The organism is Pseudomonas spirodelae, from assembly GCF_034653255.1.
Classification (GTDB): domain Bacteria; phylum Pseudomonadota; class Gammaproteobacteria; order Pseudomonadales; family Pseudomonadaceae; genus Aquipseudomonas; species Aquipseudomonas spirodelae.
Map to the genome: position 1 here is coordinate 1 of NZ_JAYEET010000021.1, position 11,248 is coordinate 11,248.

At 56.9% G+C, this 11,248-nt stretch carries 11 protein-coding genes and 1 pseudogene; 3 read left to right on the forward strand and 9 right to left on the reverse strand.

Features of this window, described 5'->3' with window-relative positions; all coding sequences use genetic code 11:
* Positions 1 to 262: 262 nt before the first annotated feature.
* From SOP97_RS07045 to SOP97_RS07080, 8 genes are all read right to left on the reverse strand, one after another.
* Positions 263 to 742, reverse strand: coding sequence for a hypothetical protein (locus SOP97_RS07045; protein WP_322948753.1), 480 nt, complete (start codon positions 740 to 742; stop codon positions 263 to 265).
* A gap of 155 nt (positions 743 to 897) precedes the next feature.
* The gene (locus SOP97_RS07050) at positions 898 to 1,674 is read right to left on the reverse strand and encodes a hypothetical protein (protein ID WP_322948754.1); all 777 of its coding nucleotides are present in this window, start codon (positions 1,672 to 1,674) and stop codon (positions 898 to 900) included.
* Complete coding sequence (locus SOP97_RS07055) at positions 1,671 to 2,252, reverse strand: RNA polymerase sigma factor (RefSeq protein ID WP_322948755.1); 582 nt, start codon at positions 2,250 to 2,252, stop codon at positions 1,671 to 1,673. Before SOP97_RS07055 ends, SOP97_RS07050 begins: the two co-directional genes overlap by 4 nt.
* The gene (locus SOP97_RS07060) at positions 2,249 to 3,991 is read right to left on the reverse strand and encodes a vWA domain-containing protein (RefSeq protein WP_322948756.1); all 1,743 of its coding nucleotides are present in this window, start codon (positions 3,989 to 3,991) and stop codon (positions 2,249 to 2,251) included. The genes SOP97_RS07055 and SOP97_RS07060 overlap by 4 nt, the downstream gene beginning before the upstream one ends.
* Positions 3,992 to 4,070: 79 nt before the next feature.
* Complete coding sequence (locus SOP97_RS07065; RefSeq protein WP_274089683.1) at positions 4,071 to 5,510, reverse strand: aminotransferase-like domain-containing protein; 1,440 nt, start codon at positions 5,508 to 5,510, stop codon at positions 4,071 to 4,073.
* A gap of 227 nt (positions 5,511 to 5,737) precedes the next feature.
* Positions 5,738 to 6,550 carry an OmpA family protein gene (locus SOP97_RS07070; RefSeq protein ID WP_322948757.1) on the reverse strand — a complete coding sequence of 271 codons (813 nt, stop codon included), beginning with the start codon at positions 6,548 to 6,550 and terminating at the stop codon, positions 5,738 to 5,740.
* Positions 6,547 to 6,903, reverse strand: coding sequence for a DUF4398 domain-containing protein (locus SOP97_RS07075; RefSeq protein ID WP_322948758.1), 357 nt, complete (start codon positions 6,901 to 6,903; stop codon positions 6,547 to 6,549). Before SOP97_RS07075 ends, SOP97_RS07070 begins: the two co-directional genes overlap by 4 nt.
* Before the next feature lie 8 nt (positions 6,904 to 6,911).
* A complete protein-coding gene (locus SOP97_RS07080) occupies positions 6,912 to 7,739 on the reverse strand; it encodes a substrate-binding periplasmic protein (RefSeq protein ID WP_322948762.1) in 828 nt (275 codons plus the stop codon).
* Between the two features lie 111 nt (positions 7,740 to 7,850).
* On the opposite strand from SOP97_RS07080, the gene SOP97_RS07085 reads away from it, so the two are divergent.
* From SOP97_RS07085 to SOP97_RS07095, 3 genes are all read left to right on the forward strand, one after another.
* Positions 7,851 to 8,780, forward strand: a complete 930-nt coding sequence (locus SOP97_RS07085) for an alpha/beta fold hydrolase (protein ID WP_322948759.1) — start codon at positions 7,851 to 7,853, stop codon at positions 8,778 to 8,780.
* A 263-nt stretch (positions 8,781 to 9,043) separates the two neighbouring features.
* Positions 9,044 to 10,279 carry a tyrosine-type recombinase/integrase gene (locus SOP97_RS07090; protein WP_322948760.1) on the forward strand — a complete coding sequence of 412 codons (1,236 nt, stop codon included), beginning with the start codon at positions 9,044 to 9,046 and terminating at the stop codon, positions 10,277 to 10,279.
* Between the two features lie 98 nt (positions 10,280 to 10,377).
* On the forward strand, positions 10,378 to 10,995 hold the full coding sequence (locus SOP97_RS07095; protein ID WP_322948761.1) for a hypothetical protein: 618 nt from the start codon (positions 10,378 to 10,380) through the stop codon (positions 10,993 to 10,995).
* Positions 10,996 to 11,125: 130 nt separating this feature from the next.
* Here SOP97_RS07095 and SOP97_RS07100 read toward each other — a convergent pair.
* A pseudogene (locus SOP97_RS07100) lies at positions 11,126 to 11,248 on the reverse strand (IS5/IS1182 family transposase); the annotation flags it as partial.

Here is an 11,248-nt window from a genome sequence, read left to right on the forward strand (position 1 = left end):
GGGGGGGGGGGGGGGGGGGGGGCTGCACTGGTTTAAGTTCTACCCGATATGGCCACAACACAGTGATTTACTTCTGAGCGCCGGCTTACTCAGGACGGTGCATGACTTCGCGCTCAAACAGATGAACCGGCCCACACCATCTATATGACACATACACTACCGAACTGGGCGCAGAACCTGGGTATGGCGAAAATCACCTTCCGCGCAGTGACCAGGGCTTAACCACCGGCTTTACCGCTGAGCGCACTAGCGGGCTGCACGCTTAGTGCTTGAACTCGAACTGCAGCTGCGCGCCTTCGACTGACTGCCAGTAATCCTCATCACGCTCGTTGGTGATCAACTTGCCATTGAGCTGAAAGGGGCTGTCGGGCTGCACTTTCTCGCCAAACAAGGGCGGCAATAAGGGCGTCGACAAGTCGTTAATCGGCTCGAGTGGCTGCAATGGATCAAATACGTTTGGATGCAGGCTCAAGTCCAGCGCAGCTGCTGGCTCAGGCTCTGGCGCAGAAGGCTTGTCTTGCACGCTGCTCTGCTGCCTATCAACAGCCGTAGGCTCAGGCGCAGTGGCACTGCGGCTAACCGTTGCGGGGGACTTTTCGCTAGGTTGCTTTTCCGCAGGTGGTTTAGCCGGTTGCACCTGGACGACCGGCGTTTTTGGCTGTGTGGGTGGATTGGCGGACTGCTCGCAGGCCGCCAGAGACAACAGTGTCATCAGCAGCGCGAGGCTTCGAATAGAGGTCATGGTCAACACAAAGATAGGGATACAGGCCGCTATGCTCGCCTTGGGCTAAGGCCTCTGGCAAGCCTGCAATCTGTACCGCAGGTAACAACAGGGTGAATTGCAGCGCAAACGACTTGCTGCCATTCACCGCATCAACCACGAGCGGCCCAGCGACCTCAGTCAACTTGCTGCAGTTGCTGCAACTGCGCGTCGACATCCAGCTCTGGATAGTTGCGCATCAGCTGCAACAACAAGGCATCGGCCTCCTCCGTCCAACCATCGCGGCGCAGCTTGAGTAACCGCAGCAACTCACTGCGCAGTTGCTGCTGGGCTTGATCGCCTACTGGCTCAGCCGCTTTACTCAGCGCTTGCTCGGTCGGCGCAGGGACTGCTTGTGGCAGTTGCTCATGCAACGCATCAGCCGAAGACTCTTCACGCAGCAGCTGATTGGACACATCGGCCGAGAGCTTCTTCTCAGCCGATGCGGCATCAGCACCGTAGCCCGGAATCTGCGGTGCAGACTGCATTGCCCGCGAACGCTGCGGCTCATCAGCACGCGCAGCCGATTCCGCCTGTGGTGTGGGCACCGGTGCGGATTGTGGTGCCATCCTCGCGGCTGCCGGCGCCATCGGCGCGCCGCTGGGTACTGCATCAAAGGCATCTGGCGCTTGCTCAACGCTGCGCCAGGTCAGGCTCACGCCAATCCCCAGGCAGGCGACCCCCACCAACGCCACTGACCAGCGCTGCCGACCGCCGCCACCGAATAACCAACGGTGCAACCGCGCCCCCAAACTCGGCCGCGTCTCGACTGCAGTGGTGCGGCCTACTGCGGTGCTGGCGGCGGCGAGAATTTGTGCATCCAGCTGGGCACTGGGTTCGCCGCTGCTGTGCCGACGGAAGTGTTCGAGCATCTGCCGTTCCTGCTCATCAGCCATGTGTTGATCATGCTTCATACGGACAACTCCTCGGCGGCCGGGTCAGCCAGCAGCCGACGTAACTTCTGCAGGGCATAGCGCAATCGGCTTTTCAGCGTCTCTGCGGGAATCTGGGTCAACTCGGCGATTTCGGCCAATTGCATTTCAGCGTGAGTGCGCAATAGAAAAACCTCGCGCTGCTCTGCTGGCAAGTCGGCCAAAGCGGCCTGCAAACGCTGCTGATCGCGGCTTAGGCTGAGCTGTTGTTCAGGGCTCGGTTGCGGGTCGTGCGGGGCGTGTTGCTGTTCATCATATTCAGCATGCTCCGCCTGATGCCGACAGTGCTTGCGCCAATGATCAATCAGCCGGTTGCGACCAATCTGATACAGCCAGGTCTTGAACAGCACAGCTTCGCGTAGCTCGCTCTGACTGCGGATCAGGCTCATCCAGGTGTCCTGAAACACCTCCTCGGCCAGCGCGTGATCACCGCACAGGCCAAGCAGAAAGCGAAACAAGCCAAGCCGGTGGCGCTGGTACAACTCGGCGAAAGCCGCTGCATCACCGCGGCGGTAACGCCGCAACAAGGCGGCGTCGTCATCCGTGAGGGGTCGATTCACTGCTGTACTCGTGCGCTAGTGGTACGGGAATAGCCAGTTTGCAGGCTCTGCGCCAGTTCCACCAGCTGCACAAACTCGGCGCGCAGACCAAAACGGTCATCGCCCTTGGCATTACGCGCCAGCTCGGCGCTGTCGGCGAGGCTGAAGCGCCCAGTGTATTTTTCGCCCTTGAGCTGCTGGGCAAAAGCGGCCACGGCAGCGACAAAGCGCAGGTCCTCACTGGCCTGGCTGATGGCAGGCACGTCACTGGCCTGAATCGGTTGCTCCAGCAGTTTGCTCACGTCCCGCCCTGGCGCTTTATAACGAATGCGCAGCCAAGCCAGTTCGCCCGCTTTACGGTCGGTTTTTGCAGCGGCCTGATAGCGCAGCGGCTCCAACCAGCCCTTGCCGCCCACCGGCACCACTTCATAGAGCGCTGTCACGCTATGGCCTGCACCAATTTCGCCGGCATCGACCTTGTCGTTGCTGAAATCCTCACGCTTAAGCGCGCGGTTCTCGTACCCCAGCAGGCGATACTCGCTGACCTGCGCCGGGTTGAACTCGACCTGTATTTTCACATCGCTGGCGACTGTGGCCAGGGTCGAGCTGAGCTGATCAACCAGCACTTTGCGCGCCTCGCGCAGGTTATCGATATAGGCATAGTTACCATCGCCAGCATCGGCCAGCTGCTCCATCAATTGCTCGTTGTAGTTGTCGGTGCCAAAGCCGAGCGTGGTCAGGGATACACCGGTCTTGCGCTTGTCGGCAGCCAATTGCTTGAGGGTTTCGAAATCGCTGATACCGACGTTGAAGTCACCATCGGTGGCTAGCAGGATGCGGTTGATCCCGCCGTCGATAAAGCCCTGCTGCGCCTGCTGATAAGCCAGCTGGATGCCCGACTCACCAGCCGTAGAGCCGCCGGCAGTGAGCTGCTCGATTGCGCGGCGAATCTTGGCTTTGTCACTGCCAGCAGTGGGCTCCAGCACCACGCTGGATGAGCCGGCATACACCACCAGCGACACCTTGTCCTGCGCGCGCAACTGCTCGACCAGCAGCTTCAGAGTACTTTGCACCAACGGCAAACCATCGCGGCGGTCCATCGAGCCGGAGACATCCACCAGAAACACCAGATTGGCTGCTGGTAATTCCTCTACGCGCAGATCCGAGGCCTTGATGGCGATACGCAGCAAGCGACTTTCTGAATTCCACGGCGTCACCGCCAGCTCGGTGTGCACGCCAAACGGCACATCGCCCTTGGGCAGCGGATAGGCGTAGGAGAAATAGTTGACCAGCTCCTCCAGGCGCACCGCCTCCTGCGGCGGCAATTGCCCGCCATTGAGGAAGCGCCGCACATTGGCGTAGCTGCCAGTGTCGACATCGATGCTAAAGGTCGATACCGGCGTCTCGGCCACGGCATGCAACGGGTTGTCCGCCAGTTTCTGATACTGCTCGCGGTTTTCATCACGGTAGCCCGGCGGTATGGCATCAGCCTGCACAGACATTGGCATCGGCGCATACGCCACGCTGGGCATCACGGCCCTGCCCGTCACCTGGCTTTTGCGTTGCAGTTCCGCCGGGGTAGTGGCCAGTTGCTCATGCAACTCGGCACGGTCACGTGCCTGATAGCTCAGCGTGGCAGCAGTCGCCACCTTGTTCGGCGCATCGGGATTGGCGGCGCTGCATGCGCCGAGGCTGATCAGTACGCCAGCGGTAAATCCGGCAACCAGAGGACGACTAAGCAATACGGGGTAAGTAGACATGAGCGCATCTCCTGAGCGATCGGAACAAACCATTCGCTCAGGTAGACGCAGCCCTCATTCAAATCGGGTTAAAGCGCTGTTAAAAACTCGCAACGCCTTCCTGACACAGCTGCCCGGCCAGCATGCCCAAGGTCATCAAGGCGCGCTCGGCCTCACGGTTCCACGGGATCCCGCAGTTCAGACGAATGCAGTGGTTGAACTGCTCGGTATTACTGAAAATCAGCCCAGGCGCAATGCTGATGCCCTGCTGCAAAGCGCTAACGTGCAGGTCTTTGGTATTGACCCGCGCCGGCAGGCTGACCCAGAGAATAAAGCCGCCCTTGGGGCGCGTCATCTGCGTGCCTTCGGGGAAATACTGCTGCACCGCCAACTGGAAAGCGCTGAGGTTCTTGCGGTATTCCTGCCGGATAAACCGCAGATGGCGGTCGTATCCGCCGTTTTCCAGATACGCCGCGACGGCCATCTGCGTCACGCTGCAGGCCGAGTGGGTACTGAAGGTCTGCAGGCGCTGGATTTCATCCTGGTACTTACCAGCGACAATCCAGCCGATACGAACCCCGGGGGAAAGGGTTTTCGAGAAGCTTGAGCAATACACCACCCGGCCTTCGCGGTCATGGGATTTGAGCGCCTTGGTCGGGCCCTGCTCGAACATCAGCTCGCCATAGATATCGTCTTCAATAATCTGAATATCGTAATCACTGGCCAGGCGCAGCAGTTGGCGCTGACGCTCCTCGGGAATGGTGCCCCCCAGCGGATTACTCAACCGCGCAGTCAGCACCAGCGCCTTGATCGGCCACTGATTCGCCGCCAACTGCAGGGCTTCCAGGCTGATGCCGGTGGCCGGGTCGCTGGGGATCTCGATGACCTTGAGGCCGAGCAAGTCAGCCAACTGCAACAAGCCATAGTAAGTGGGTGACTCGGTGGCGATCAGGTCGCCCGGCTTGGTCAGTACCCGCAGGCTCATTTGCAAGGCATCCACACAGCCGTGGGTGATCACCACCTCGCTCGGGTCAACCACTACACCAGCGTCGCGCATGCGGATCGCCACTTGGCGGCGCAGCGGCTCAAAACCGGGGCTGAACATATAGCTGAAAGCCCGCGCACTGTGAAAACGCGTGACCTTGGCCAACTGCTGGTGCAACGCGCGCACTGGCAGGTAGTCCACATGCGGCACCGCTGCGCCCAAGGGAAAAACCCCCTCGCGGCGTGATTCGGCGAGTACTTGGTTGATAATGCTGCTGCGCGTCACCAGCCCCGGGCGCTCGACCCGCGCAATATCCGGGGTGGGTGCAGTCAGGGCCGGCGTCTGATGTACATAGAAACCAGACTGCGGGCGGGCGCGAATCAGGCCCTGGTCTTCCAGGTTGGCGTAGGCCTGCAGCACGGTCGCATGGCTGACATTGAGCTGCGCACTCATCTTGCGCACCGAAGGCACGCGCTCACCGGGCTGGTAAACGCCGCGACGAATATCTTCCGCCAGTTGCTGGGCAATGCGCTGATAAAGCAACAGATTGGTCATAACCGCGTTCCTGCTTGACTGAACCGTAACAGTAAACCGATCCACCTAAATTGCACCGGTACAGATCACTGAATTGTGGGTGATACAGCGGCCATCTGCCAATACAGTATTGGCTAAATCAAACAAGAAGGCTGACTGTGCATCTTGGCCGCACAAGGACAGCAGACACCCCTGGTGCCAAGCATAAAAAAGCCCCGATAAACGGGGCTTTTTTGACTGCGTCAGGCTCAACGTGATGAACCGAGTTGCCCTTGTTCGTCAGAGAAGACGATCTCGACCCGCCGATTCTGTGCACGACCTTTAGCCGATGCGTTCTCGGTCACCGGGAAGCTCTCACCATGCCCCTGCACCTCGATGCGCTTGGCATCCACCCCCAGATCGATCAGCGCATCAGCAACGGCTTGCGCCCGCGTACGGGAGAGTTCGAGGTTTTCCTGAGCATCCCCACGGCTATCGGTATAGCCCTCGATGCGTACGACACGGCGTGGGTTTAACTGCAGAAACTGCACCAGTTTTAACACCGTGCGGTTAGCTGAAACGTTCAACTCACTCTGCCCGGCATCGAACAGCACATCACCCAAGGTCATCACCAAGCCACGCTCGCTCTGGGTGGTGGCCAGGCTGATCATCTGCTCCTCAAGCCAGCTGTTCTGATCCTGAATACTCAGCAGCTTGGCTTCGCGCAGTGCCAACTGCAGACGCTGCCGATCCAACTCTAGCTTGGCCGCGCGCTCCTGATTCAGGTTGAGGTTGCTCTTCTGCCCAGCAATCGCACTGTACTGCTGGCTCAGATAGGCATAGTGCACCACATCATCAGCGCTGCCCCAATAGCTCGACAAACGCTCGGCTTTGGCCAGCGACTCACCGGCGCGGATCAGATCCTTCGGCGCGCTGCGCAGTACATCCGCATCTTCCTTGACCTGCTGATAAGCCGCCTGCGCAGCCTCCAACGACTGGTCGCTGGAGCGCATTGATGAGGCGCAACCGCTTAACAACAGTGCGCCCACTGCAGCACTTAGAACCGTTTGAAAGCGCGTCATTGCATGCCTCCCAACTGTGTACGCAGGCGGTTAATGGCATTGTTCAATGCGCCCAGCTGTTGCTGGCTCTTTGCACTCAGGTATTGCGCTTCAGCCAAGCGGGCGTCCAACTCGGCCTGCTCCGCATACACCCGCGCCTGCTTGTAGTCTTCCTCTTGCATGGCCGCTTGCGCCAACGCGAACTTGTCTTCGGCCAGGTGCAGCGCAGGCGACTGCTCTGTCGACAGGCCCAGCGCTGTGGCTTGGCTGAGCGCTTGTTCAGTTAAACGTAACTGCTCATGAGGGGCCGGGTCAGACACACAGGCACTGAGCATGAGCGGTAGCAAGCCCGCACAGATAAATCGATTGATCACGGAATTTCCTACTCTATGGCCTCGCCAGCGGGGGCGGGCTGTTGATCGGCCCAACGCTGCAGGTTTTGCTGCAACAGGGCTTCAGGCAAATCGCTGGCAACGGCTTCGGTCATTTTCTTCGCCAGCATGCCGCGTAGCCAAGGGTCATTACAGGACGAATTATGCGACAAGGTCAGGTGCAAACCCTCACTGGAAATTGGCGGGTCAAGCACCAGCAGGTCATCTTGAATGCCTAAGCTATTGGCCAGCGCCTGGCCGGGGTAACGCTCGTACAAAACATAGTCGGTGCGTCCCAGCAAAAGCTTCTGAAATGCCTGGGGCAAACTGGATACGCCTTCAACGGTGAGGTTGCTCTTGCTGTAGGCATCAAACTGCTGGCCAAAACTATTGTTGACCAATGTACCGCCTGTGCGCTCACGCAAGTCTTCCCAACCTGCATACGGAAATTCAGCACCACGGTGTACCCACACCACGCTCGGCGTTAAATAGAAGGCCGGATGGATATAGTCCATCACCTCCAAACGCGGCAGCGTAAGAAAAGCCCCAGCAAGCAAGTCGACACGGCCCTTTCTGACCTCATCCTGCGCCCGCGACCAAGGCCCGGTGTAAATGACATCTACCGTGACGCCCAGCTCCTTGGCCAGGTGTTGCAGCAGGTCAGCATTAGCACCGATGAGCTTCTGTGGATTCTGTGGGTCGCGCCACAAATAAGGCGGGTACTCAGGATTACCTGTGGCCACCAACCGCTCACATTTACCAGCGGCAAGGGCAGTTGTCGGCACAAGCAGCATGCCGAGCAGCAGAAAAATCGATTTATATAAACCACGCTCAAACATTAGCGACTTCTCGACTTTACCTGGATAGGTAGGGGGCAGATGCAAACTAGAGGGTGCCTTCTTCATGCTAGCTTAATACGCATTCATATTAATTCGCGATAAAGAGCTGCCATGAAAAAACTAATCGCAGGCCTGGTTCTCGCGCTCATGGGCGGCGCCACTCTGCTCTATCTGTGGCCTGCCACCTTGCTAGCCAGCGTGCAATTTATAGAGAGACAACGCGCAGGGCTAAACCTCAAGCAAATCAGCGTGCACGATCTTAACATCCATTACTACGAAGGCGGCCCAAGCGACGCACAAACCATCCTGCTGGTGCATGGTTTTGCCGCCAACAAAGACAACTGGCTGCGCTTCGCCCGACACCTCACACAGGACTATCGCGTCATTGCCCTCGACTTGCCGGGCTTTGGTGCGAGCAGCAAGCCCGCTGGCAGCTACGATATCGGCACGCAGACTGAACGCCTGGCTGACATCAACGACGCACTGGGGCTGGACCAGTTGCACCTCATGGGTAACTCCATGGGCGGCCACATCAGCGCGCTGTATGCCGCACGCTATCCAACGCGAATACGCTCGCTGACATTACTCGACAACGCAGGTATCACCTCACCGCAACCCAGTGAACTACGCCTGCGCCTAAGTCGCGGTGAAACCAACCCATTAGTAGTCAAGAGCCCCGAGGACTTTCAACGCTTGCTGGCGTTCATCTTCGTCAAGCCGCCCTACCTGCCTGAACCGATAAAAGGCTATTTCGCTGAGCAGGCCGCCCACAACAGTGCGTATTACGAGCAGATATTTGCCCACTTGGTTGAGCGCTACATCCCGCTAGAACCTGAACTGAGCAAGATTCAGGCGCCCACGCTGATCATCTGGGGAGCCGAAGACCGAGTATTAGATGTATCCAGCGTCGAAGTCATGCAGACACTCCTGCATAAACCTCACGTGGTGATCATGCCCAATACCGGCCACGCGCCTATGATTGAACAACCGGAGTTGACCGCTCAGCACCTTCGCGCCTTTCTCAAGGAGCTTGATAAGTAGAGCAAGCGGATCAATAAGGCCTGACAGGCTGACCACAAGAACCAGGCCGAACCAGCGATCATCGGAAACAAAAAACCCGCTCACTGAGCGGGTTTTTTTATGTCCGTCGTTTTTCGTATGAATTCGCAATGCATAGATTTTACGGGGCTTACAGCCTATTATTAGTCCGTAACTATTCGCTAGGCGGTGCTTGTTTCCGGCGAGCAGTGTGGGGATAAATGTGGGGATGGTCTCTGTCCCCACACTGAATAGGACGTGAATGCATGGGCACGCTTAGCGCTATACAAGTTGCGAACCTGACGGAGCCAGGCACCTATGAAGACGGTGAGGGTTTACGTCTGGTTGTTAAGTCAGCCGGGACTAAGTCGTGGATTTTCCGCTTTCAACTAGATGGCAAACGCCGCGATATGGGCCTGGGCGGTTATCCCAAAGTCAGTCTGAAGGTGGCAAGGGCTAAAGCTGGTGCTTTGACTGCCCAGCTTGTGGGGGGAGCTGATCCACTAGCTGCCAGAGATGCTGAACGAACCGCCAAGCGTCAGGCGCTTCAGGAAAAAGCGTCACGCAGTACAACCTTTGAGGCGCTAGCAAATGAGTATTTAGAGATACATGGGCGTAATTGGTCTGAAGGTTGGCGTGATGATTGGAACCGCAAGCTAAGACTGTACGTCCTAAACCATATCGGCAATCTGCCACCTAGCGACATCGGTACAGAGCAAGTTTTAAAAATTCTGCGCCCGATATGGAGTAGCAAAACACGCACTGCCGACGAAGTACGCAGTCAGATTGAAAGAGTGCTCGATGCTGCAAAGGCTCATGGCTTACGTGAAGGTGAGAACCCGGCTCGGTGGCGCGGGCATCTTGATAACCTGCTGAGCAAATCTGACAAGAAAGCTGCAAGAAAGGGACAGCGTTTTCCTGCAATGAAGTGGAAAGACGTCCCAGAATTAATGCTTAAACTGGCAGATGACGAGAGGCGAGATTCCTTTGCTATTCGCCTATTGCTATTAACAGGCGCGCGAGCCGGGACAGTTCGATTTGCACCTTGGGTAGAGTTCGACTTAACCAATGCTGTTTGGTCTATACCCGCCGACAGGATGAAAACCGGAGTAGCTTTCGACATACCACTGTCGCCCGCTGCCGTTGCGTTGCTGCAAGGCATACCGCGTATTGATGGTAGCCCCTATCTATTTCCCGGCAAAGGCAAGACAGGGGTTATGCACAAGGGTGCAATGCGCCTGTTTTTGCATGGTATTGGTCATGCCGACATAACCAATCACGGTTTCCGTAGTTCTTTTCGGACTTGGGCGAGTGACTGTACGAAATTTGATAAAGAGTTATGTGAGTTAGCATTGGCACACGACCAACGCACCAAAACTGAAGGCGCCTATGATCGCTCTGACTTCTTTGAAAAGCGCCGAGAGCTTATGACCGCCTGGGGGCAATTCATTACTACACCACCGTCTGCAAATGTTATTCAAGGCGATTTCAAGCGCGCCTGACCGTTTTGGCTGGTCTATCCCGACGGGGAGAAAAGCGGGCACCCACCCGCCTGACCAGCCGACTTATTTAGCATGGGTAACGCTTTGGGAGGCGTGCAATGACGGACAAGTCAGATTGGCTTATGGATAGCCTAAATATAGAAGAGGCCATCGCCTGGATAAAGAAGCTGACCGGCAGCGAAATGGATGAAGCTAGAGTGCTTCGGCTATGCAAGTCTTGCCAATGCTCGGTTTATTTGGACTGTACAGACCGCTACGTCGAGATACTGAATGATGATGTATCAGGGCAGCCTCATCCGGGAACGGGAATTGGGTTGGCTGAGGTGGTGGATCCCATTCAGATTACAAATCGCTCACCACTGATTGAGCTGAGAGGCTCGGAAATCCTTTACAGCACTAGAGTAAGGAGAAGGTGCTCATTCTTTGTGACTTTTGAGATGTCTATCCCGAAGCCATTATTTAAATTTTCAGAAATTTTAGAACTTGCAGCCAAAATCAATAACGCTCCAGATTACCCGGACATAGTTGCAGAAAATGCTGAGCCACGAAGAGAGCAAACTGATAGCAGTAGCGAGATTAAAACCCTCCGTCAGCAGCTAAAGCAGGCGCAGACCAAGCCTGTGAATAATGGAGATAAGCCATCGCACCTTCTCGTTATTGCTGCTCTTTTAAATATTATCATCGAATCAAAAGTCGTTAGGGATGGTCTGAAGTAGTCATGTATTTCTGGCTAACTTCAGCCTCCGCCGATTTTGAAAGCGGCAAATCGATCAAAAGCGATCAGATCACCCGCTTATTTCTGTGTTTTTAGCCGCCGCAAGCACCTCGCGGCAGCCATTCCCCGCATTACAGGCGCACCTCTCCCGCATTCGTCAGTAAATGTCTGCGCGCCATCCACAGATTCGACAGCGCGAACAGTGTCACCAGTTGCGCCGTGTTCTTCGCCAGGCCACGGAACCGCGTCTTCAC